This is a genomic window from Campylobacter troglodytis, from assembly GCF_006864425.1.
In the GTDB taxonomy this organism is placed as follows: Bacteria; Campylobacterota; Campylobacteria; order Campylobacterales; family Campylobacteraceae; genus Campylobacter_D; species Campylobacter_D troglodytis.
The window spans coordinates 1-22,177 of sequence record NZ_QHLI01000034.1; the positions used below are offsets into that span (position 1 = coordinate 1).

Genomic DNA, 22,177 nt, shown 5'->3' on the forward strand with positions numbered 1-22,177 from the left:
CTCTCTCAAACTAGCCTTGATTTCATAGTTAAAAACTCAAAGCATTTAAAGATTCTTTGTGCCTTAATTGAAAGCAAAAAAGTTGTTTTAAGCAATGAACTTCTGGATTTTATCATTATGCATCCAAAGGAGGTGCTTACCTGGCTAAACTCAACTGAGTTTAAGCAAAAATACCTTGACACAGACCACCCCTATCCTCCGCTTTTAAATCCTGCTTTGTTGAATGGAGAGGACTCTTTTGAGACTGAGGGCTTGGCAAATTCAAAGGGCAAGGGCGATACTAGCAGGGCTGAGAATGTGGGAAATTCAAGCAAGAAGGATGAGGTTTTGGCAGATAACAAAGCTGAGGCTTTGTCAAAGTCAAGTAAGCAAGATAGAGTTTTGATAAATTCAAGTAGCAATAATGAAACTCTTGCAAAGGCTCAAAATTCAGCCAACAAGCAAGACGAGAAATTGGAAAATTCAAAGGGCGAGGGCGAGGCTTACTTTAAGTATGGGGTTAGCAAGGATGAAGCCTTGTTAAATTCAAACAATAAAGATGAAGCCTTGTCAGGTAGCAAAGCTGAGGCTGTGGCAAATTCAAAGGGCGAGGGCGAGGGGTTTGCAAAAGCTGAAAATAAGTCAAGCGAAGAAAATGAGGCTTTGGCAACAAATACAACTCAATCAAATAAGGAAGTTTCAAATTTAGCCTACAAACAAAATGAGGCTTTGTCAAATTCAAGCAAACAAGATGAAGCTGTGGGAGATAACAAAGCTGAGGCTTTGACAAATTCAAACAGCAAAAACGAACAAGCTTTAGCAAAAAATTCAAGCACTAATTCATTAAAAACTCAAGCCTCTTCAAAGGATGAAATTCAAGCCGCATTAAAAACTCAAGCCCTCTCAAAAAGCGAACCTCAAATCCTCTCAAATGATAAAAGCAAATACAAAAACCCTGATTTAAGCTATGAAAAGATTCCAGCCTCTCTTGCTTGGCAGCTCAACTTGCCCTTGCCAACAAACTACAAGCTCATATTTCTTACCAACGGAGCAAGTGGTGCTGGTGCTATGATAGCCTTTTTAAAAGCTTGTGATTGTAGAGTACATGATAAGGTAGGACGTGAACCTTTTTTATGCTATGTGAGATCTTATGATTATTTAAGCTCACACAAAAAAGATGCCTTTGTGGTTTTAAGCTTGGTTGTAGAAGCGATCATCTTGTATCCAAAATTTTGCAATGATTTTAAAACACAAATAAACCCAGATAATCAAAAAGTCCTTAAACTACTAAACCTCATCACAAAGAAGGTGCCTTGTTTGTATGTAGCAAGGGATCCCATATCTCGCATGAAAACTATCATAAATCACATAAACAATCTACCCATTACCCCCATAATGAAAAGATTTAATCTCACAAGTGCTTATGAGAGATTATTTGTTAATTGTACTTATTTTGGCAAGGTGGCCACACCTTCTTTTAAGGGCTTAGAGCAGCCAAATGAGGTATCCTTTCTTTATACTAGATTATTAAGCGATTCTCCTTTGAATTTAATCAAAGATAGAATTAGTGAGCTTGTTTTAATAGAATTTAACCAGCTAAATGCAAACAATGCCTTTGACACAGTATGCAAGCTTGCAAATAAGCTTAAATTCAAAAAGCCCACAAATAAAGAACTTTTTAAGGATAGGGTGAGCTTTTTAAATGGGGGTGCTTTGACTACCTTGCCTATTACCTTATATGTACATGAGGATGATCTAGAAAATGTCCGTAATGATGAGAAGATGCTTGAAAATACAAGCTCCTTAAGCAAGGAGGGAGGCTTTGAGATTATCATAACCTTGAAAAATTATTTAAGCAAGGAAGAAAAGAAATTTGTGAATTTAGGCAAGGAACTTGCCCAAAAGATCATTATAGATGAGGCTGAGCTTTTAATACTCATAGCCAAAAATGAGCTAGAAAGATTAAAGGCAAACATCAAGCTTTATGAGCAAACAAAGGCTTATTTAAGAGGCTATATAAAGGCTGCTAGAAGCTATACAGCAAGGATTAGAAAGAGTTTAATCACAGAAAAAGATATACTTGATTATATGAGTAAAAACAAGGATAAAAGAGAATTTTATAAAAGGATCTTTGATAGGGAGTTAAACTATATAAAAAATAATTTTCCTCATTTTATGGATAAATTCACAGCCTATAAACACTTTCAAAGGATCTGTGAGAAAGATGCCTAAGATCTTGTTTGTTTTTATAAAAATTTAAGGACGATTGATACTTTTAGCTAAAATGACCTAGGATTTTATCTTATCAATTTTAATAAAATTTTATACAAATTTTCGTTTTTAACCTTGACATTAGATCGAAATTCACTCTCCTTCAAATGAAGGTAGAAAAATTCCCTTGCCGTGAAACCCCTTAATCTAGCCTTTGTAAGGTCCCCAGAAATTCACAATTGCATTGATATGATTTCATGAGTGTGCAAACTCGTTTTTAGAGTGTTTTACTCGGTAATGTGCCTTTGCTCCTTCTACTATGCAGTTGCGAGTCAAACGAAGCAAAAAATCCACCAAGACACCGTAGGCTTTGAAGCTCTCCTGTAAATTTCACTTTCTTTAAGCTCCATCAAGTCCCTTATCATAGGTAATAGCTCTTTGGCAGAGCAAGTGTTTGAGCGTATAAACTCGTGCGATTGCATTTTAGCATCCCTTCTCGCAGAGGGACAAGATGCTTAACGAAGTAAAAACACAGGTGTTTTCTTGCCAGCCCCACACCCTCGCTTGCTACGCACTCTTTTTACACCTTCTGCTAGCAGTTGCAAGACGAAACGAAGTAAAAAATAACTCTCATCAGCTTCGATTTCATCACTCATTTTTTAAATAAACTTCTTTTTGCTAATTTTCTCACACTTTTTAAGGGTAAAATGCGAATTTCTCGCACTATTTTATTTACGCAAGGGCGAGAAAACTTGCAAATTTTGGCGATTTTTTTGCCTCTAAATCAAGGCAGAAATACTTCAAAATTCCTTAAATCATATCTGCGAAATTTGGGAATTACACATATGCTTGTTTTTCATTGATAAAATCATAACTTCAAACTCCTTTATTAAAGTTTAGGTTATCTGAACCATCTTTTTTTGTTTTCGTGTGGATTTTAAACCTTTTAAATTCAGCTTAACTTAGCAAAAATTCTCAAAGAAAGATCTTAGTTTAAAAGATTAAAAGTGCTTGTTTTTGAGCTGTATTTGGTTTTAAGGTGTAGGGTGTAGGGCTTGTTGCTTGGCATCTTAGTCTTTATTAATTTTAAATCTTATCAACAAAATTTTAGCAAAAATTCGCTTATTTTACACACTCTTTCAATGCACGCAAAGCTTGTGCTAGCTTAGGCATAGCTTTACTCACAGTCCTTGCAGTATTTTTTAATTATGCGTTTTATTTCATCTTCATATTCTTTAGAATCATATACCATATTTATACAAAAATACAAGTTTTTAAATTTAACATTTTTATCAATATAATTTTTCAATTCTTCAAATGCCTCTTCTCCTACCACATTTCGTAAAAGTGCATTCTGCTCGTCTATTCGTCTAGCTTCAAGTGTATATGATCTTAGTTTTTTGGAATATCCCAAACAATAATCAAGCCCCCAAAATTTATAATACTTTTTGCCCTCTTTTTTGTAAATTTCAAGCTCCTCGCCTTGTTTATATATAAGCATCCTATAACCTTCTGTTGCCATTAAAATATTTACCATACACGCGATCGATACATACAATACGATTTTCTTATTCATTACTTTAACTCCTTTATTTTAGCTCCCAAAAATAAAAATCAGTTATATATTTGCTGTAATTACTTATTGGGTCTTTTAAATAATCATATCCATATAAATATGTTTCTTTTATATCATCATCAAGCTTATCATTCATTTTGAAATCCACAAATCCATCTACATCCCATAGCGTTGAATGTCTAATACGGTTTCCTTGCAATTTCATTGATACAACGCCCTTTTTATCAAAAGATTTGAGTATTTCAAACAATTTTCTATTTTCATCCTTGCTTACCATAGATATATGAAAATCCATTGAATGCTCTTTTTGTAATACTTTTTCAAAGCCTTTACCATAAGCTTTTGGTTCTTTCCAAATGATTTTTAAGGCTTCTATAAGCTTATCGACGGATATATAGTAGTAAGAACCATTTATTTTCCACCGTCCATCAGATTTTAGCTTGCTACTATTTGGATTTTTGTGAAATGGCACAAAACTATGATTTATCGCATAACTTACTCTTGTGGCACAAGTATTGTAGAGACTTTTTGGACTAGAGTTAAAGAAATTAAATAAAGCACTGCCAATTTTTTTGTAGATTTGACCTGACCTAGCATAATAAAGTTCGTCTAGTTCTAGATCAAGCCGTTCTTGCGTAATTTGTTTATTATAGTATTGTTGCAAAGCGATTTTATATCCTGTTACCCATTCATCAATACCAGTATCCGTAATTTCCACATAAGGTGTTAGCACTTCTTCAAAATTAGGTCTGCATACATTTGCTTCTATGCTTTTATTACCAACTCTAGCTATTATTTTACACTCGCTCATAATCACTCCTTAATCATTAAATACATTTTTTATGATAGATTTACCATTTTCATCTATTGTAGCTTGCATGTTAAATGTTTGGTTGTTGTGTTTTAATTCTATGTTTATAAGATCGCCTTTGTTGTAAGCTTGTGTAGCTAAATGCAAGTTAAGATCTTTTGTAAACCGTGTATTTTTGCCCTCTAATTTTATCATTTCTTTTCCATAACTAAAATACATTTCAAGGATTTCTTTAGATTCTACTCGCGATTTTGTCCTTTCTATCCCCTCCCATTCCCCTAAAAACCTCAAAGGTAGTTTAAATTCAACATTTACATAGCCTCTATTTATATCATCGCTTGTTAATTGAATTTTTTGTGAGGCTTTGTTGTTTGCCTCGTTCTTATTTGTCAAGGGAATAAAGGATAAATTCAACAAGCAAGGCTTGATTAAATTTTGCTTTGCTTGATTTATAAACACTTTCTTTTGCTTACTTTATAAGATCTTCGTTTAAATTTGTCCTTATGCTCATAGTGCTATCTTCTAATTTTGATCTGCTTGTTTAAGTGCTGATTGTAACAAAATATGCTTAGTTCTTGTGAGTGTTGATTATAGCAAAAGATGGGCGTGTCTTTTGTGATCTTGCCTTTGCTCTTTTTTTTCCTTTAAATTTATACACTTGCTATCTTTTTCTAAATCTTTTAACTTTATACCCTTGCTTTGAGCTTCAATTTCTTTTAAATTTATACCACTTAGGTGAATTTCAAACTTGAATTTTAAACTTGCCCGCTAAATTTATATGATTTATGTGAATTTCAAACTTGCCATTATTGTTTCCCTCATTACTGAAAGTATCTACTTCTTCTTTAACCCTTATTTTTATTCCAAAGCAACTGTAAATTTTGTGTGGCTTTAAACTTGTTTGTAAGGTGTAGGCTTGGTTTGGCATTATGGTGTAGGCTGTGTTTGGCTTAGTTAACATCTTTTCCTTTCTCATCTTCAAATTTTATACAAAGAATTTTAGCAAAAATTCATTTATTTTATGTGCTATTTAAATTCACATAAATTATATGCTAAATTTATGTGAATTTACTTGCAGTCCTTGCAGTATTTTTTCACTATGCGTTTTAATTCTAAGTCAAATTCTTTATCTTCATATATCCAATCAAAACAACCATTCAAATAGCCCTTATGTTCATACTCAACAGCAACACTATAATACTTGTTCATATATGTTTTTAGCTCATATAATAGCTCATCACCTGCAAGTCTTGTCATATTATCTATATGACTTATGTTTATTATATCTTGTGGCTTTTTTGTACCACAGCCTGATTTCATAGTTATATCAACATTTGAAGTATATTGTAAGCAATGAGCTAAAGCCCATCTCTTGTAATATTTTGTAGGATTTTGCATAAATAAGCTTTCAGCAATACTTTGCTTTGTGATGCCACTTTTAGTGCAAGAATAAGTATCAGCTAAGGTAAAGGGATTAGCATTTGTGCTAGACATAAAGCATAACAATAAAAAGCAAAATATTTTTTTCATCCTAGAAAATCCCAAAAATAAAGTGTTTTTACAAAAACATATTCCCTTTTTGTATCAGGCAAAAAATTGCTTTGATCCACAAAATTATCATTTTCCCATAGTGTTATATGTCCAAAAGCATCGCCTAAAGCCTCTATTTCTAAAGCTATAATGCCTTTTTTGCCACTTAAATTTGTGTGAAACTCTTGATTATCTTTTCGTATTTCATCAACTCGTTTTTGATTTAATATTTTCTTTTTTGACACTAATTTGCCATAAGATTCATTATAAAATGTGTGATAAAAATTTGTATAGTTGGTTTTTGAATATGCTTCTAGCTTTCCAAACCTTTCATTTGCTTTTAAAAATGCTATCATATCTCTAACTTTTATCAAAATCCTATCATTATGAGTATTTTTACCAGCATATGCCAAATCAGCAAATTCCATACCATTTAGCCTTTTAATAGATATTCCATAATCACTCAGTGCCTTACTTAGTCTTACGGTACAAGTATTTATGCGTTGATATGGACTCTTCATAAATAATTCATAAATAGCCCCTTTAATTTTATAATATCTTATTTCGGCGTCAATAAAATCATTTTTTTTATATCCAAAAATATTATTTTTGCTATTGATCCAATTGTTTAATCTATTTTTTTCTTGTTCTATTCTATTTTTAGACTCTATTCTATCATTATTATTTATTACATGTATATTAAGATAAAAGCTCTTAAATTTGTTCCATTCTTGCTCTTTTACAAAATCCCTAAACGACATATTATCATTACTTGCATATAACTGTGGCAATGATTTTATTTTGCTAGTTCTAATCCCCTCCCATTCTCCTAAATGCTTTAAAGGTAGCTTAAATTCAACATTTACATAGCCTCTATTTATATCATCACTTGTTAATTGAATTTTTTGCGAGGCTTTGTTATTTGCCTTGTGCTTGTTTGTCAAGGGAATAAAGGATAAATTCAAAAAGCAAGGCTTAATTAAGCCTTCTTTTGCTTGATTTATAAGATCTTCACTTAAATTTGTTCTTATGGTAATAGTGCTATCTTCTAATTTTGCTACGCTTGTTTCTTGTGAGTGTTGATTGTAACAAAAAATTGGCGTGTATTTTGTGATTTTTCCCTTGCTTTCTTTTTCAATTTCTTTTAAATTTATACTATTTATGTGAATTTCAAAGTTTCCTTCATTACTAAAAGTATCTACTTCTTCTTTAACCCTTATTTTGATTCCAAAGCAGCTGTAAATTTTATTTGGCTTTAAGGTAGTTTGTAGGGTGTAGGGCTTGTTCTTTGGCATTATTAAGTAGGCTGTGTTTGGCTTAGTTGACATCTTGGCTCCTCACACCTTCAAATTTTATAAACAAAATTTTAACAAAGCTCGCTTAATTTATGTGCTATGTTGGCACTTAGGATACTTGATCATTCTTGCTTCTTTTCTAAAAAAGTATCGATTTTAGACAAAAGATCTTGTAATTTTATAAGAATTTAAATATTTTTTCAAGTTAAAAGCAAATTATAAATCAACTTCCTTGCATGAATTTTTTAAATTTTTTCACCACAAAAGGCTACAAAGCAATATTTTTAAAAATAAGCCTTAAAAGGTCAAGTTTGTAGCATATAAAGAAGTTTTTAAGAGTAACTGTATAAGGCTTAAGATACTTGAATTTGATATAATATCATTTTAAAGTATAAAGGGCAAAATGAAAAACAAATATATGGTTCATTCCCAAATTGTCTCAAAAGAAATCTAATGAATTTTGAAGTATTTTTTTACTCCGTGCTACTCGTCTTGCAACTTTGCAAGAAGCCTTGATTTAGAGACGAAAAAATCACTGAAATTTGTAAGGCTTCTCGCCCTTATGTGAATAGGATAGTGCAGCAAGATTTTAATAGCAAAAGAGTGCGAAAGAATCTCTAAAATGAGTGGTGAGATTGAAGAGGGTGAGAGTTATTTTTTACTTCGTTTCGTCTTGCAACTGCGTAGTAGAAGGTGCAAAAAGGGTGCGTGGTAAGCGTGGGAGTGGGGCTGGTAAGAAAACATCTGTGTTTTTACTTCGTGCTACTCGTCTTGCAACTGCAAGCAAAAGGCTTGTTAAAGCGAAATCACACGAGTTTATATACTCAAACACTTGCTCCGCCAAAGAGCTATTGCCTATTATAAGGGATTTTGCAGATGTAAAAAATACCACAATTTCAGAAGAGCTTCAAAGTTTATGATGGCTTGGTGGATTTTTTACTTCGCTAGACCCCTCCCTTTGCAAGAAGGAGCAAAGGCACATTATGGGGTAAAACACTCTAAAAACTAGTTTGCAAAGAGACGCAAGCACATAAACGAAATTGTGAATTTCTAGGACTTTGCAAAGTTGACACTTGCCAAATTTCATGGCTAAAAAAATTTCGTGCTTCACTTAAAAGAAGCGCAATTAAGACAAAATCTTTATCAAATTTTATTAAAGTTGATAAGGGAAAATCCTATTAAAGTATCTTGAGCCATTTTTCTTTTAGCCATTAAATTTGGCTAAGCTAAACCTTGCAAACTCCTACTAAGCAGTTGCAAGAGCACGAAACAAAAACATTCCTTATTCCGCCTATATGATTTCACCCATTTCAAATTTAGTATGTTTGACTCTGTGCCTTTGCACATTTTCGCAATGGTACGAGTGTGTAGCACGAAGTAAAAACACAGACATGTCAACCCCACGCTCACGGTTAGCTCACACATCTTGTATTTGTAATCACAGTTGCAAGTGCAAGGAAGCAAAAAGTAGCTTTTATCAACTTCAATCTCAGCACTCATTTTAGAAAGCCTTGGACATTCTTTGGCTATCAAAATGTGAATTTTTTTGAAAATTTTGCACAAATTTTGTTGAGGAATTTGACAAAATTAGAGGCTTTTTCGCCTCCAAATCGATGATTTCTTTCAAAGGGAAGAGGTATGAAAGGTGAAGTAAAAAATATCTTAAAATTTCTCTAAATTATATCTTCTAAATTTGCAAACGGTTCTTGGTTTTTCATAGGACTTAGTTTAAAAGCCTTTTAAACTTGCTTTAAGTTCAATTAAGCCTTTGCAAAAAAGCATCAATTTGCAAAAGCCAAATTCACAAAGCCTTAGTCATCAAAGAGGGCATTGAATTTTTCTATGAAGTCAAGTGGGTCGACTTGAGTGCCACCAGCAAAGATGCCAAAATGAAGATGTGCTCCAGTTACCCGTCCGCTGTCTCCACTAAGTGCGATGACCTCGCCCTTTTTTACTTTTTGTCCTACCTTAACTTTAAGCTCACTTAAATGATAATACTGTGAGAAAATCTTATGTCCGTGATCTATGACGATAGAGCCACCAGCATAGTAGCGATCTTTGGCGATTCTCACTATGCCATCATTTGCCGCTACAATGGGAGTGCCAACAAGGGCTCTAAAATCCACCCCACTGTGATAGCTAGCAAGCGTTTGATTAAAAAGCCTTGCCGTGCCAAATTTGCTCGTGATGGCTGAATTTATAGGCAAGATAAACTTGCCATCAAACAAGCTCTCATCCGTGTAGGTGGCATAAACGGCATTTGCTTCGCTTAATTCCTTTTCAATTCTAGCCAAGACCTCCTTTGGAGGTGTGATCTTGCTTTGATCTACCTTTAAAAACTCCTTTGGATAAAAGCCCTCATTTCCCAAAAGATCATATTTTAGGCTTTGTCCGCTTTTGTAAAGGGCTGTGATCTTGGCTTTTTTGATGGGCTTTTTGTAGGCTGAGCTAAACACCAAAACAACCTTATTATCCTTTGTTGGATGGGCAAAGAATTTATGTTTTTGTTCCTTTTTATAAAGATTGCTTGTAGAGCTAATGCCCTTTAAACCCTGCTTGTCAAAGCTTAAAAAAAGCACCTGTCCCTTGCTGATATTTAAATTTTGCTTGCTTGTGGAGTTAAAATCGGAGCTTGAATTTATCTTAGTTTGGGCTGAATTTGCTTGCCTTGCGGGGGCTTTTTGCTTAGTGCTTTCTTGTTTTGTAGAGCTTTGTTTTGTTTGAGAGGCTGAATTTAATGCTTTTTTCTCACCTTGATTTGCTTGATAGGCTGAATTTTCAGCCCTTACATCAGCAAAAACTAGCCCCAACAAGGCAAAAATGACAAAAAATACTTTTTTCATAAGCTTAGCTCCTTAATGTCTGCTACACTTAAAAACGCCTTGTAAATCTCATAAACAAGCACTTGGCGGTTTGTTCTTAAGCCCTCATCATCTACATTTATCATCACCTTGTCAAAAAAGCTATCAATTTTAGGCTTTAATGCAAAGAGTTTTTCCAAAAGAAATTCAGGCTCAGCCTTTAAATTTAGCTCTTTAAATGCCTTGTAAAGTGCCTTTTCCTCAGCTTCTACAAGGGCATTTTCATCAAGGCTTGAATTTATCTTAACAGCGATATTTGCAAGCCTCTTAAATGTGCTGAATTTCTCGTCAAAATTTGGCTTGGCACTCAAAGCAATCAAGGCTTTAATGGCTTTATCAATGTGGATTAAATCGCTATTTTTTGAGGCTAAAACGGCTTTTATGAAAGAAGCATTAGCCTCATAAAGGGTATAAAGCCTTTCAAAGATAAAATTTTCAAGGCTTTTTAAATCAAATTCTTTGTAATTTGAGGCGATCTTAGATAAAAGCTCGCACAAGTCAAATTTAAGTCCTAAATTCAAGGCGATTTTAATGACCCCACTTGCTGCGCGTCTTAAAGCGTAAGGGTCTTTCGTGCCTGTGGGAATCTTACCCAAAGAAAAAAGCCCCATTAGACTGTCAAGCTTGTTTGCAAGGGCTACTATGCTTGAAAACTCAGCACTTGGCAAGGGGCTATTTTCGCTATTTGGCAGATACTGCTGCTTAATCGCAAGGCATATTTTCTCGCTAAAGCCCTGAGCCTTAGCGTAGTAAGAGCCCATAATGCCTTGAAGCTCGGGGAATTCATAAATCATACTTGTAAGCAAATCAGCCTTTGCGTAATCTATCGCTATGCAAAGTTCCTTAAAATCGCTTTTATAAATATCACAAAGTGCATAAGCGACCTTTTTTTCGCGTTCTATTTTATCTTTAAGTGTGCCTAAGCCCTCTAAATAAAGCATTGAGCCAAGTTTGTCAGGTGCTAAACCGCTTTTTAAGTCATTTTGCCAAAAAAACATAGCATCGCTTAATCTCGCCCTTAAAACCCTCTCATTTCCTGCTATAATCTTGCTATAATCCTCGCACACAGCATTTGCCACTACTATAAAATTATTTGCTAAGTTGCCGTCCTTAAAAACGGCAAAATAACGCTGATTATCCCTCATCGAAGTGATGATGACCTCGCTTGGAATGTCTAAAAATTCAGCCTCAAAGCTACCTAAAAGTGCCTTTGGATACTCAGTTATTGCCACCACCTCGTCTAAAAGCTCGTTGTCTTTGGCGATTTTTATCTTAAATTTGGTTTCAAGCTCTTTAAATTCAGCCAAGATTTTCTCACGTCTTTTATTTTGCTCTAAAATCACAAAGTTTTTTTCTAATAATTCAAAATACTCGCTAATGCCCTTAAATTCAGCCAAGTCATAGCTCACGCTTCGGTGAATGAAAGTTTTTTTTGCACTTTTAAGCCCATAGCCTTCAAACTCAACCAAGTCATCGCCCAAAATGCAAACTAGCGAGCGAAGAGGGCGGATAAACTCAAACTCTCCCTTGCCCCAACGCATACTCTTGCCAAAGTTTAAGCTTTTAAGCCATTTTTCTATCATTTCACCCAAAAGCTCGGCGCTTTTTTTGCCAACTTGCTTTTTTTGATGATAAAGCACCTCCTTGCCTTTGATTTCTTTAAATTCAAGCTCATCTTCGCTAATACCTGCTTTTTGCAAAAAGCTTTGCCCTGCTTGTGTGAGTTTGCCATCTTTGTAGGCAATTTCTTTTGGCGCACCGATAAGCTCAATCACGCTATCCTCTTGCTTTTCTTTGAATTTTTCGTGTAAAAGCGTTAAGCGTCTTGGGGTGTAAAAAAAGCTAAACTCGCTTTGCAAGTGATACTCTTCAAGCACTTTTTGCCATTTTAGCTCTATGTTTTTAAGTTCTTTAAGTAAGGGGATGGCAGGCATTTCCTCTACGCCAATTTCTATAAGTAATCTTTTCATAATCTTTCTTTCATAATAAAAGAAATATTTTAGCTTAAATTTATTTCAAAAAAGTTTAAGAAATTTGAGTATCTTTCAAAAAAAGCTTGATTTATCACATAAATTTTTCATTTTGCTAAAAAAACTTCTTTTGTTAAAGAATCCACACTTTACCAAAGAAGCTTTGTTTTATAAAGAAGCTATGCTTTGAGCTTTCGCAAGAAAGCAACTTGCTAGCTTATAAGGAGTGCTTAAGGCAAAAAATAATTCTTAACTTTATTTAAAAGTTGACATATCTTGGCTTTGCCTTAATATGATGAATTTTTAGTTACTTAGCACGCTCTAATACGAACAAAGATAAGTTCTTTTTATAAAAGCTCTACAATTAAAACTACTTCAAAATTACCTCAAAAATACCAAAAAAAGCTCAAAAAATTCACTTCATTTACTCTTCATTGGGGGGGGGGGTAGAATGTTGCATCTTAGTTTTGCTAAGAAATTCACTTTAAAGGACTTTTTATGAGAAAAATTGCGTTAAGCCTAGTTTTGGCTGGTTTGGTTGCTACTAGCGTGGTGGCTGAGGAAAGTGGTGTATTTGTGGGTATTCAGAGCGGCTATGGAGGCTTGAATGCCAAAGCTAACATAGCAGAGCCAGAAGTTGGCGAGGAGGGTGGTAGCGATACGCTATCGGGTTTTAGATACGGCTTTGTTGCTGGTTACAAGCAGTTTTTTAGCGACACTTTTGGACTTCGTTATTATGGGCTAGTTGATAACGGTGATTATGAGAAGGATGGAAATAAGGTTAATACCATAAATGCTAATGTGAACATCGATGCACTTTATAACTTCGCTTCATCTTCTAGTGCCGATTTAGGTGTCTTTGCTGGGCTTAGCCTAGGCTATACTCATCATTCTGACAAGGAAGATGACAGTATTACAGTAAGTGGCTTTGATGTAGGGCTTAACCTTGGTCTAAGAGCAAATATAGCTAGGGCTCACGGCTTAGAGCTTTACAGCCGCATAGGCTTTGTTGAACAAAAAGATGAAATATTTAATGCAACTTTAAAGCTTTCACAGCCTTATCAAGTAGGACTTCGCTACACCTTTTCTTTTTAGGTAAGTACGAGCTTATCTTGCATAAGGCTAAACTGTCTTATGCAAGGAATTATTTTAGCTTAAATTCAAAGGTTTTTGAAAAATTAGGTATATAAAAACAAGCTTTGTTTGCAAATTACTAGTTTAACACAGTCTTATCCAAATGTGTAGTTTGCAAACAAAGATCTGTGCTTTTACCTTGTGTTTTGAATTTTCAAAAAGCGGATGTATTTTGCTTCTTGCTTTGAATTTTCAAAAGGCGGGTGTATTTTGCTTCGTGCTTTGAATTTTAAACCTTGCAAGAAGGAAAGTTAAAACAAAACCGTGCGAATTTATACGCAAATGCTAAAATATTAGCTTATCGTTTATACACAAAGCATCAAACATAGCTTTGCAAAAGAATTATTGCCTATCATAAGGGACCTTGCAGAGCTTGGAGAATGTGAAATTTACAGCTAGAAGGCTTATGATGGCTTGGTGGATTTTTTTACTTCTCTTGTTTTTTTTTTTTTTTTGGGAGCAAGGGTACCTTAGTGCGTAAAACATAACAAAACAAATTTGCAAGTTAGCAAAACCACAGCACACAAATTGCAAATGTTTTTACTTCGTCTCTTGTAACTGCAAAGTAGAATTTAAATTTAAACTTGCTAAATTTTGTCTAGTTAAATTCAATAGCTGCAATTTTACACTTTACATAAAAAAGATCTTAGTGGCACAAAAAATTTTATGGGTAAGTTTTTATTAAAGCTGATTGATGTTAATAAGAGAAGATACTACTAAAGTATTTCGAGACAAATTTATTAAAGTTTATAATAGAAAATTTTAATAAGTTTAATTGAGCCAAATTTATTAATGTTGAGGGCATTCTATGAGATTTAAGGCTAGATCTAAGCTAAGTGCTTGATTTATTATTACTAACAAGATCTTATACAAGGTCCATTTTTGGCTTTTTTTAGCTCTAAATTTCATTTCTTTTAAGTATAAAATTTGTTTTAAAATTGCTTAATCTATGCTGTGCATAGTCTATTTTGCTACCAAGTTGCAAGTGAAGCTAAACGAAAAATATTTCACAATTTCCCTTATATTTGACGAAATTTGCAAACGAAACTTTGTTTTTCATAGGCATTAACTTAAAAAGCTTTTAATTAAATTTAAGTTTAATTGAGCCAATTTGAATTTAGACTAACTTTATGAAAGCCAATAAGAGAAAATTTCAGTAAGCTTGATTGAGTTTAATTGAATTTAATTTTTTGTTAAAGCCAAAGTGTTAAAAACACTTTGACAAAGATTATTTGATTAGATTTTGAGTGGTGTGAATTTTCAAGTCAAATCATAGCAACGCAAATTGTGAATGCTTCTACTTCGTCTCTTGCAACTGCGTAGTAAAAATTGGATTTGCGAAATTTAAACTTGCTAAATGTCGTGGATTAAAGAGAGAAAATTTTATTCTTCACTTACAAGGAAATAACATTAAGGATAAAAAATTAGAGCAAAGTTCTAGTTAAAATTGATTAAAATCTATAAGAGAAAATCCTATTAAATTTAATTGGGTCTTGATTAAAATTTATAAGAAAAAATTTTGTAAGTTTAATTGAATTTAATTTTTTGTGAAAGCCAAAGTGTTAAAAACACTTTGACAAAGATTATTTGATTAGATTTTGAGTGGTGATAGCTATTTCAAGCTCCTCGTCTGTTGGCACGACTAGGATCTTTTGCTTTGAATTTGCCTTGCTAACTACTGTTATCTTTCCGCTTGTTCCTTGGCTAAGACCATCATCAAGCTCAAAGCCAAGATGGGCTAGTTTATCGCAAACCTTTTTGCGTATATTGTGTGAATTCTCGCCAACCCCTGCTGTGAAGATAAGAGCGTCTGTGCGTGGTAAAATGGTAAAGTATGAGCCTATGTATTTAAGTATGCGGTAAGTGTACATATTTAGGGCCAACTCAGCCTTTTTGTTACCCTCTTTAATCAAGCTTTCTACATCTCTTAGATCATTTTTACCGCAAATTCCCAAAAGACCGCTTTTTTTATTCATTATAACATCAAGCTCTTCAGCTGTTAAGTGGGTGATTCTAACCAAGTGAGGAATGATAGCAGGATCCATATCTCCACACCTTGTGCCCATCATTAGCCCTTCCAAGGGAGTAAGTCCCATTGAGGTGTCTATGGACTTGCCATTTTCTATAGCACAAACACTAGCACCGTTTCCAAGGTGAGCTGTAATAGCATTGAATTTTGAATACTCTATACCCAAAAATTCAGCCGCCTTTTTGCTTACATAAGAATGAGAGGTTCCGTGAAAGCCGTATTTTCTTATACCCTCTTCCTCGTAAAATTCATAAGGCAGAGCATACATATAAGCATAATCTGGCATACTTGAGTGAAAGGCTGTGTCAAAAACAGCTACATTTGGAAGCTCTGGTGCAGCCTCGATGACGGCTTGAATTCCAACAAGATTTGCAGGATTGTGAAGAGGAGCTATTACAGAAACTCTTCTAACCTCTTTTAAAACCTCTCTATCTATGATACAGTGTTTTGTTATGTTTTTACCACCATGAACTACACGGTGTCCGCAACCGTCAAGTTCTTGCAGACTTTTGACTATGCCTGTTTCGCCTAGGAATTCATTGATGACCTTGACGCCTGCCTTGTGATTTGGCACAGGCACATCGCTGGTTTTTTCCTTGTTATTGACTAGATCCTTCATAACAATTTGTGAGCTATGCTCTCCAATCTTACCGATAAGACCCGTTATAACAGGCACCTCTTTGTCGTAAAGCTTAAATTTAATCGAGCTAGAACCCGAATTTAGCACTAGAATTTTCATTTTTTCTCCTTTTTAATTATCTTTTGCTTGAATTGCACTTAAAATCACAGTATTTACTATATCATCAACCAAACATCCCCTACTTAGATCATTCACAGACTTTTTAAGTCCTTGCAAAACAGGACCTATTGCTATGGCATTTGCTGTTCTTTGCACGGCCTTGTAGGCTATGTTGGCTGCATTTAGATCTGGAAAGATAAATACATTTGCCTCGCCTGCTACCTTTGAATTTGGCATCTTGCTCTTTGCTGTTTTAGGATCAATTGCCGCGTCAAATTGCAAGGGACCATCTACAAGTAGCTCTGGGTATCTTTGCCTTGCCACCTTTAAAGCCTCCTTTGTGGCATCTACGCTTACCCCGCTTCCGCTTTCTCCTGTGGAGTATGAAAGTATGGCTACCTTTGGTTCTAAGCCAAAGGCTTTGGCTGTGATAGCACTTGTGTAGGCTATCTCTGCTACCTGTTCTGGGGTTGGATTAGGAGTAACGGCACAGTCAGCAAAAAATAAAAGTCTATCCTCCAAACTCATAAAAAAGGCACCCGATACAACAGAAACTCCCTCTTTTGTCTTAATTAGCTGCAAGGCAGGGCGAATGGTCTCAGCCGTTGTCGTAGAAGCACCACTTACCATAGCATCTGCTCTTTTGGTATGCACCAAAAGGGTTCCAAAATAGGTCCTATCCTTAACTAGCTGTTTAGCCTCATCCTCGCTTAGTCCCTTTTCCTTTCTTGCCTCGTAAAGAGTTTTGGCAAATTCATCATTTAAGGAGGAATTTTTAGGATTTAAAATTTCAACCCCCTTTAAATTCACATTAAGCTTCTTTGCTCTTTCTTTGACATCGTTTTCATCCCCAAGCAAGATAAGCTTAACTGCATCCTCTTCAAGCAAGATGGCACTTGCTTCGATGATCCTATCATCATCGCTTTCTGGTAAAACAACTGTTTTTTTGTCTTTTTTTGCATTTTGTGTAAGCTCGAAACGAAAGCGGTTGGGGGTTATGAAGTCGTAGTCTTTTAATTTATCAATTTCACCAAGATCTTCTTTGCTTGTTATCAAAGAAAATGGAGCATTGCCAAGTTTGCTTTTTAGATAAGAGGCTACAAGATCTTTGTTTTCGCTACTTGTTTGCACACAAAGTGGGGCATTTAGCTCCTTTGCAAGTGCCACATTAAACTCTAAATTTCCAAAGGCATCAAGTCCTTCAAGCACAGTTACAAAAACAAGATCATTTTGCTTTTTAAGTCCTTCAAAATCCGCTATAATCTTAGCCAAGAAGGCATTTTTATCGCCAGCATAAGCCCTAATAGCCTCTGTTTTTTTAAAGCTAAAATTAACCTCGCCCTTATAAGCATCTGAAACTATGGGTGAAAAAACTGCTAGTTTTTTGTGCTTTTTTGCTAGGAGGGCTTTAAGCTCGTCATTTAGAGAGGATTCTTTGCTAGGAATGAGATACAAACTCTTCATAAATTCTCCTTTTAAAAGTTAAAATTGGAACTTCTTTTGCTTTGATTGATACAATTTTACAAATTAAAAATTAAAATAAACTTAATAAGGATAAAAAATGAGATTTTTATTAGCCTCTTTGTTTCTTTTTGTATTCTTAGGCTGTGGAGCAACAAGTGAGCCACAAATTAGTATGAAGCCCCCAGCCTATGTGGAGGAGCTGCCTCCAAAGCAAAGCGATAATGTCCAAGTTGCGCCAGGGTCTTTGTTTGGCAAGGGAGATAATCCTTTGTTTTCCGATAAAAAGGCTATGAATGTCAATGATCTAGTAACTGTTATCATACAAGAAAGCACCACTCAAACAACCCAGGCAAACAAAACAACCACAAAGACAAATAACACAAATCTAGGAGGTGCCACCCTAACAGCAGGTGGGGTTTTGGGTAGCGTTGCTAACATAGTTAATGATTATTCCAACATAGGCTTTCAAGCAAATTCAACCTCAAACTACACAGGACAAGGAGCTCAAACTAGAAATGAAAATTTCAACACCACCATCTCAGCAAGGGTGATTAAGATCCTATCTAATGGAAACTACTTCATAGAAGGCTCAAGAGAGCTTTTAATCAACGGAGAAAAGCAGATCATCCAGCTTACAGGTGTCATTCGCCCCTATGACATAGGACAGGATAACACCATAAATAGTAGCTTCATAGCAGATGCAAAGATCCTTTACAAAACAGAGGGCGAGGTTGCAAGAACCACCAAAAAGCCTTGGGGAACAAGATTCTTTGAAACCATTTGGCCTTATTAAAGCAAGTTTGTCCTAACTTGCTTTGCGTGAATTTCACATTTTTACTACATTTTTATTGACAAATTATGCAAAAATCAATTATAATAATGCAAAAATTCAAGGATTAAAGATGTGTAAGCACTGCGGTTGTAGCATAAATTTAAAAGACAAGGCAAGAAATGAAGGGCATTTAAACGTTAATGCAGATCATACTCACAGTAAGGGTGATCAAATTTCATATCCTCTAAATTCACAAAACGAAGATACTCACACACACTCACACGAAGATAGCCACTCACACACTCACACAAATTCACAAACACAAGAAAATACACGCTCGCACGAAGATAGCTTACACAGTCATTCACATTCTTACAAAGAACTTTTTGAACACGCCCATCCCACACTAAAAGAGGATAAGACCATTGAGGTAATAGGTAAGATTTTGAGTAAAAATGACACACAGGCAAGACACAACAAAGAACATTTTGATGAAAACAAGGTGCTATGTCTAAATTTAATGAGCTCACCTGGCAGTGGTAAAACCACGCTTTTAGAAGCCACGATCAAAGCACTCAAAGAAAAATTCAACATTTGCGTTATAGAGGGCGACTTGGAGACTGAAAATGACGCCAAACGTGTGCGTGAAGCGGGTGCAAAGGCTTATCAAATCACCACAGGACAAAGCTGTCATTTGGACGCCTTTATGGTGCATAATGCCTTGCATCATTTGGATTTAAATGACACCGACTTGCTTTTCATAGAAAATGTTGGCAATTTAGTGTGTCCTGCAAGTTATGATTTAGGAGAGCATTTAAATGTCGTGCTTTTAAGCGTTACAGAAGGCGATGACAAGCCTGCTAAATACCCTGTAATGTTTCGCAAGGCTGATTTAGTGGTAATCTCAAAGGCAGATTTAGCACCGCACTTTGATTTTAACACGGACAAAGCCATAAAAGAGTGCAAAAAACTTAATCCAAAGGTAGATGTCATAGTGCTAGATGCTAAAAACGGCACGAATTTAGATCTTTGGCTTAGATTTTTAAATCTTAAAAAGGAGCTTTGCTAATGTGTTTATCCATTCCTTCTGAGATACTAGAAATAGACGAGTTAAACAGTGCCTTAGTGCAAACCTTGGGCATAAAAAGACGTGTGAGCTTGGATCTAATCTCTGAGCCCTGTGAAGTAGGGGACTTTGTGCTAATTCACGTGGGCGTGGCTATGCAAAAGATAGACAAGGAATTTGCCCTAGAAAGCATAAAGGCTTATCAAGAAATAGTAAGTGCTATGCAAAGTGGGGAGATAGATGAGAGTGAGGGGGATTTTGGTCTAAATGCCTTGATGAGAGGGTGAGAATTAGTCCTTTGTGAATTTTTTGATTTTTAGTTTTTTGAATTTTAAGATAAAGGCTCCTTTCTTGCGGAGGTTTTTCCTTTTAAGGTCCTTCCCTTGCGAAATGGCAACCCATAAAGCCCTACCTTGCGGAGGGAGAATTCAAACCAAAAGTCCCCCTTTCTTGCGGATGGGTTTTTGCTTCGCAAGGCTTGCAACCCGTTGGGTGGGGTGGGTAGTCATTGCGAGCCGACAAAAAGTCGGCATGGCAATCCAAAACCCTCACTTTTTTATGGCGAGCTTTGGCTTTTTGCCCCTAAAAGTCCCACTCTCGTTTTGCGAGAGTGTAGAACTTTTTAAGCCACCTTTGCTTACGAAAGGCAGTAAGTCCGTTTAAACCCTCCCTTGCGGAGGGAGTTTTTGTTTCGCAAGGCTTACAACCCGTTGGGTGGGGCGGGTCGTCATTGCGAGCCTTCGCTTTGCGAAGTCGTGGCAATCCATAAATTCACAAGGCTGGTTCGTCTTTTGGCGATAAATCTATTTTGTGAGGCTTGACAGACGCTTTTCTTTCAGTATAGTATTCACCCCACAAAATAGATTTCTCATCCAAAATACCGCACCCTTTATTTAATAGAAATTTTAGGCAAAAGCCTAAATTTTCTTCTTAGCTTAGAGTGAAGTTGTGAATTTTAGCTCTAAAAAAGCTCGAATTTTCGTTTTAATTTTGGCACTTGCTGTTAATTTTAGGCAAAAATTCAAAGAAAATTCACGCAAAATGCGTGGATTTTTACAAAATTTACTAAATTTCAAGCCAAAATTCACAAATTTGCTTAAAAACGTGAATTTTTCGTGTAAAATTAAAGGCACAGGATTTCGAGTTAGAAAATAATTTTTGCGGACGCACACTTGTCTAGAAGCGGTAGTGGTTTGCCAAGTCCGCAAAAATTATTTTATAGCCCAAAGCCAAGCCTTGTGAAAAAAGCCCACAAAAAGCGCCAAAATTCACAAGAGAAATACAAAAATCAAGGAAAACAAATGAACTTCATCGATGAATTCAGAGACAAAGACACGATTTTAGCCTTTGCTAAACTCATAGAAAAAGAAGCCACAAAGCCCATTAATATAATGGAAATTTGCGGCGGACACACGCACAGCATTATGAAATTTGCCCTACCAAGCATACTGCCAAAAAGCGTAAATTTCATCCACGGACCAGGCTGTCCTGTGTGCGTTATGCCTAGGCCTCGCATAGATATGGCGATCAAGCTTGCAAATATGCCTGATGTCATTTTTTGCACACTTGGGGATTTACTAAGGGTGCCAGGAAGTACTATTTCCTTACTTGAACTTCGTGCAAAGGGTGCTGATGTGAGGGCTTTATACTCGCCTTTGGAGGTGCTTGAACTTGCCAAAGATAATCCAAACAAAAAGATCATCTTCTTTGCCATAGGCTTTGAAACCACCACTCCTATGACTGTTCTTTTGCTTGAAAAAGTGCTTAAATCAAACTTAAAAAATGTCTTTTTTCACATAAATCACATAGTGGTACCCGAGCCAATCGATGCCATTATGAGCTTTGGCGAGGCAAAGATAAATGCCTTTTTAGGACCCTCTCATGTAAGCGTGATTACAGGGTATAAGATCTATGAGCCCTTGGCAAAAAAATTCAAAACTCCCATAGTGGTGAGTGGCTTTGAGCCTGTGGATATAATGCAAAGTGTGCTAGAATGCGTCAGACAGTTTAATGAGGGCAGATTCGAGGTGGCAAATCAATACACCCGTGCTGTTAGCAAGGAAGGAAATGTGGTAGCACAAGAGCTTGTAAGGAAATATTTTGAGCCTTGCGACTTTGAATTTAGAGGGCTTGGGATGATAAAAAATGGCGGATTAAGGCTTAGGGCTGAATTTGACGAGCTAAATGCTGAAAAATGCTTTGATTGCACTGTGGAAAGTAAGAAAGAAAGCAAGGCTTGTATTTGTGGGCAAATTTTAAAAGGACTTGCAAAGCCTCTTGATTGCAAGGTTTTTGGCAAGGCATGTACGCCAAAAAGTCCTATTGGTAGCTGTATGGTCTCAGGCGAGGGGGCATGTGCTGCTTATTATAAATATGCGAAGGTAAATTGAAGTTAAGCAAAATTGTGAATTTTTGTGAATTTTGGCATTTGTAAAGGTTCGAAATGCTTTTCAAAGGCTCAAGATATTTTAAATAGGATGTTTTCTTATCAATTTTAGTAAGTTTTGATAAAAGTTGTGAATTTTTGTATAAAAAGGCTTGAATTTCTTAGAAAAAATTTGCAAAAATATCAAAAAATTCACAGTTTCAAAAAGGCAATTAATGCTTTTAGCTAATACAATTTAGATCTAAAAGCTTGGTAAAATAGATTTTGTTCTAAATTTTTGAGCTAAAATTTTAGCAATTATTAGAGTATTTTTTGAATCTTTGCCTAAGTAAAATCACCATTTTTATAAGCTTT

General features: G+C 35.4%; 21 protein-coding genes and 1 pseudogene. 7 read left to right on the forward strand and 15 right to left on the reverse strand.

Going from position 1 to position 22,177, the window contains the following annotated elements:
• Positions 1-2,211 (forward strand): DUF2972 domain-containing protein (locus DMC01_RS07850; protein ID WP_142693692.1); only part of this gene is annotated, 2,211 nt, incomplete at its 5' end.
• A gap of 311 nt (positions 2,212-2,522) precedes the next feature.
• On the opposite strand, the gene DMC01_RS16640 is transcribed toward DMC01_RS07850, so the two are convergent.
• The 8 genes from DMC01_RS16640 to DMC01_RS15165 all read right to left on the reverse strand — a co-directional run bounded on the left by DMC01_RS16640 (position 2,523) and on the right by DMC01_RS15165 (position 7,435).
• Positions 2,523-2,672, reverse strand: coding sequence for a hypothetical protein (locus tag DMC01_RS16640; protein WP_427846108.1), 150 nt, complete (start codon positions 2,670-2,672; stop codon positions 2,523-2,525).
• A 33-nt stretch (positions 2,673-2,705) separates the two neighbouring features.
• The gene (locus DMC01_RS16645) at positions 2,706-2,846 is read right to left on the reverse strand and encodes a hypothetical protein (RefSeq protein ID WP_427846109.1); all 141 of its coding nucleotides are present in this window, start codon (positions 2,844-2,846) and stop codon (positions 2,706-2,708) included.
• Positions 2,847-3,367: 521 nt separating this feature from the next.
• Complete coding sequence (locus DMC01_RS07860; RefSeq protein ID WP_142693693.1) at positions 3,368-3,766, reverse strand: hypothetical protein; 399 nt, start codon at positions 3,764-3,766, stop codon at positions 3,368-3,370.
• A 13-nt stretch (positions 3,767-3,779) separates the two neighbouring features.
• Positions 3,780-4,577 carry a T6SS effector amidase Tae4 family protein gene (locus tag DMC01_RS07865; protein WP_142693694.1) on the reverse strand — a complete coding sequence of 266 codons (798 nt, stop codon included), beginning with the start codon at positions 4,575-4,577 and terminating at the stop codon, positions 3,780-3,782.
• Positions 4,578-4,586: 9 nt separating this feature from the next.
• Positions 4,587-5,036, reverse strand: a complete 450-nt coding sequence (locus DMC01_RS07870; RefSeq protein ID WP_142693695.1) for a hypothetical protein — start codon at positions 5,034-5,036, stop codon at positions 4,587-4,589.
• Positions 5,037-5,319: 283 nt separating this feature from the next.
• On the reverse strand, positions 5,320-5,538 hold the full coding sequence (locus DMC01_RS07875; protein ID WP_142693696.1) for a hypothetical protein: 219 nt from the start codon (positions 5,536-5,538) through the stop codon (positions 5,320-5,322).
• Positions 5,539-5,645: 107 nt separating this feature from the next.
• Positions 5,646-6,107, reverse strand: coding sequence for a hypothetical protein (locus DMC01_RS07880; RefSeq protein ID WP_142693697.1), 462 nt, complete (start codon positions 6,105-6,107; stop codon positions 5,646-5,648).
• The gene (locus DMC01_RS15165) at positions 6,104-7,435 is read right to left on the reverse strand and encodes a T6SS effector amidase Tae4 family protein (protein WP_246059127.1); all 1,332 of its coding nucleotides are present in this window, start codon (positions 7,433-7,435) and stop codon (positions 6,104-6,106) included. Before DMC01_RS15165 ends, DMC01_RS07880 begins: the two co-directional genes overlap by 4 nt.
• Before the next feature lie 550 nt (positions 7,436-7,985).
• Here DMC01_RS15165 and DMC01_RS07890 point away from each other — a divergent pair.
• A pseudogene (locus tag DMC01_RS07890) lies at positions 7,986-8,594 on the forward strand (hypothetical protein); the annotation flags it as partial.
• Between the two features lie 29 nt (positions 8,595-8,623).
• On the opposite strand, the gene DMC01_RS07895 reads toward DMC01_RS07890, so the two are convergent.
• The 3 genes from DMC01_RS07895 to glyS form a co-directional block, all read right to left on the reverse strand.
• Complete coding sequence (locus tag DMC01_RS07895) at positions 8,624-8,902, reverse strand: hypothetical protein (RefSeq protein WP_142693698.1); 279 nt, start codon at positions 8,900-8,902, stop codon at positions 8,624-8,626.
• A 311-nt stretch (positions 8,903-9,213) separates the two neighbouring features.
• Positions 9,214-10,245, reverse strand: a complete 1,032-nt coding sequence (gene pgp3, locus DMC01_RS07900; RefSeq protein ID WP_142693699.1) for a peptidoglycan metallopeptidase Pgp3 — start codon at positions 10,243-10,245, stop codon at positions 9,214-9,216.
• Positions 10,242-12,233 carry a glycine--tRNA ligase subunit beta gene (gene glyS / locus DMC01_RS07905; protein ID WP_142693700.1) on the reverse strand — a complete coding sequence of 664 codons (1,992 nt, stop codon included), beginning with the start codon at positions 12,231-12,233 and terminating at the stop codon, positions 10,242-10,244. The genes pgp3 and glyS overlap by 4 nt, the downstream gene beginning before the upstream one ends.
• 498 nt (positions 12,234-12,731) lie before the next feature.
• Between glyS and DMC01_RS07910 the strand changes: the two genes are divergently transcribed.
• On the forward strand, positions 12,732-13,328 hold the full coding sequence (locus DMC01_RS07910; RefSeq protein ID WP_142693701.1) for an outer membrane beta-barrel protein: 597 nt from the start codon (positions 12,732-12,734) through the stop codon (positions 13,326-13,328).
• Between the two features lie 1,622 nt (positions 13,329-14,950).
• Here the strand turns inward: DMC01_RS07910 and DMC01_RS07915 are convergent.
• Positions 14,951-16,135, reverse strand: coding sequence for an acetate kinase (locus DMC01_RS07915; RefSeq protein WP_142693702.1), 1,185 nt, complete (start codon positions 16,133-16,135; stop codon positions 14,951-14,953).
• Between the two features lie 12 nt (positions 16,136-16,147).
• Positions 16,148-17,599 (reverse strand): phosphate acetyltransferase, encoded by a 1,452-nt coding sequence (pta, locus tag DMC01_RS07920; protein ID WP_142693703.1) that lies wholly within the window; start codon positions 17,597-17,599, stop codon positions 16,148-16,150.
• A gap of 97 nt (positions 17,600-17,696) precedes the next feature.
• On the opposite strand from pta, the gene flgH reads away from it, so the two are divergent.
• The 3 genes from flgH (at position 17,697) to DMC01_RS07935 (ending at position 19,724) form a co-directional block, all read left to right on the forward strand.
• Positions 17,697-18,392, forward strand: coding sequence for a flagellar basal body L-ring protein FlgH (gene flgH / locus DMC01_RS07925; protein WP_142693704.1), 696 nt, complete (start codon positions 17,697-17,699; stop codon positions 18,390-18,392).
• Between the two features lie 109 nt (positions 18,393-18,501).
• Positions 18,502-19,440: a hydrogenase nickel incorporation protein HypB gene (hypB, locus tag DMC01_RS07930; RefSeq protein ID WP_142693705.1), complete on the forward strand. Its 939-nt coding sequence runs from the start codon at positions 18,502-18,504 to the stop codon at positions 19,438-19,440.
• On the forward strand, positions 19,440-19,724 hold the full coding sequence (locus tag DMC01_RS07935) for a HypC/HybG/HupF family hydrogenase formation chaperone (protein ID WP_142693706.1): 285 nt from the start codon (positions 19,440-19,442) through the stop codon (positions 19,722-19,724). The genes hypB and DMC01_RS07935 overlap by 1 nt, the downstream gene beginning before the upstream one ends.
• Positions 19,725-19,845: 121 nt before the next feature.
• Here the strand turns inward: DMC01_RS07935 and DMC01_RS15980 are convergent, their stop codons facing one another.
• Both DMC01_RS15980 and DMC01_RS07940 read right to left on the reverse strand, forming a co-directional pair.
• Positions 19,846-19,980 carry a hypothetical protein gene (locus DMC01_RS15980; protein WP_282432286.1) on the reverse strand — a complete coding sequence of 45 codons (135 nt, stop codon included), beginning with the start codon at positions 19,978-19,980 and terminating at the stop codon, positions 19,846-19,848.
• A 39-nt stretch (positions 19,981-20,019) separates the two neighbouring features.
• Positions 20,020-20,199, reverse strand: coding sequence for a hypothetical protein (locus tag DMC01_RS07940; RefSeq protein ID WP_142693707.1), 180 nt, complete (start codon positions 20,197-20,199; stop codon positions 20,020-20,022).
• Between the two features lie 539 nt (positions 20,200-20,738).
• On the opposite strand from DMC01_RS07940, the gene hypD reads away from it, so the two are divergent.
• Positions 20,739-21,827 (forward strand): hydrogenase formation protein HypD, encoded by a 1,089-nt coding sequence (hypD, locus tag DMC01_RS07945; RefSeq protein WP_142693715.1) that lies wholly within the window; start codon positions 20,739-20,741, stop codon positions 21,825-21,827.
• The last annotated feature ends 350 nt before the right edge of the window (positions 21,828-22,177 follow it).

Excerpts from the sequence above, each read along its gene's own strand:
- DMC01_RS16640 (WP_427846108.1), bottom strand. The coding sequence starts at position 2,672 with ATGCAATCGCACGAGTTTATACGCTCAAACACTTGCTCTGCCAAAGAG.
- DMC01_RS16645 (WP_427846109.1), bottom strand. The coding sequence starts at position 2,846 with ATGAGTGATGAAATCGAAGCTGATGAGAGTTATTTTTTACTTCGTTTC.
- DMC01_RS07860 (WP_142693693.1), bottom strand. The coding sequence starts at position 3,766 with ATGAATAAGAAAATCGTATTGTATGTATCGATCGCGTGTATGGTAAAT.
- DMC01_RS07865 (WP_142693694.1), bottom strand. The coding sequence starts at position 4,577 with ATGAGCGAGTGTAAAATAATAGCTAGAGTTGGTAATAAAAGCATAGAA.
- DMC01_RS07875 (WP_142693696.1), bottom strand. The coding sequence starts at position 5,538 with ATGTTAACTAAGCCAAACACAGCCTACACCATAATGCCAAACCAAGCC.
- DMC01_RS07880 (WP_142693697.1), bottom strand. The coding sequence starts at position 6,107 with ATGAAAAAAATATTTTGCTTTTTATTGTTATGCTTTATGTCTAGCACA.
- DMC01_RS15165 (WP_246059127.1), bottom strand. The coding sequence starts at position 7,435 with ATGTCAACTAAGCCAAACACAGCCTACTTAATAATGCCAAAGAACAAG.
- DMC01_RS07895 (WP_142693698.1), bottom strand. The coding sequence starts at position 8,902 with ATGAGTGCTGAGATTGAAGTTGATAAAAGCTACTTTTTGCTTCCTTGC.
- pgp3 (WP_142693699.1), bottom strand. The coding sequence starts at position 10,245 with ATGAAAAAAGTATTTTTTGTCATTTTTGCCTTGTTGGGGCTAGTTTTT.
- glyS (WP_142693700.1), bottom strand. The coding sequence starts at position 12,233 with ATGAAAAGATTACTTATAGAAATTGGCGTAGAGGAAATGCCTGCCATC.
- DMC01_RS07910 (WP_142693701.1), top strand. The coding sequence starts at position 12,732 with ATGAGAAAAATTGCGTTAAGCCTAGTTTTGGCTGGTTTGGTTGCTACT.
- DMC01_RS07915 (WP_142693702.1), bottom strand. The coding sequence starts at position 16,135 with ATGAAAATTCTAGTGCTAAATTCGGGTTCTAGCTCGATTAAATTTAAG.
- pta (WP_142693703.1), bottom strand. The coding sequence starts at position 17,599 with ATGAAGAGTTTGTATCTCATTCCTAGCAAAGAATCCTCTCTAAATGAC.
- flgH (WP_142693704.1), top strand. The coding sequence starts at position 17,697 with ATGAGATTTTTATTAGCCTCTTTGTTTCTTTTTGTATTCTTAGGCTGT.
- hypB (WP_142693705.1), top strand. The coding sequence starts at position 18,502 with ATGTGTAAGCACTGCGGTTGTAGCATAAATTTAAAAGACAAGGCAAGA.
- DMC01_RS07935 (WP_142693706.1), top strand. The coding sequence starts at position 19,440 with ATGTGTTTATCCATTCCTTCTGAGATACTAGAAATAGACGAGTTAAAC.
- hypD (WP_142693715.1), top strand. The coding sequence starts at position 20,739 with ATGAACTTCATCGATGAATTCAGAGACAAAGACACGATTTTAGCCTTT.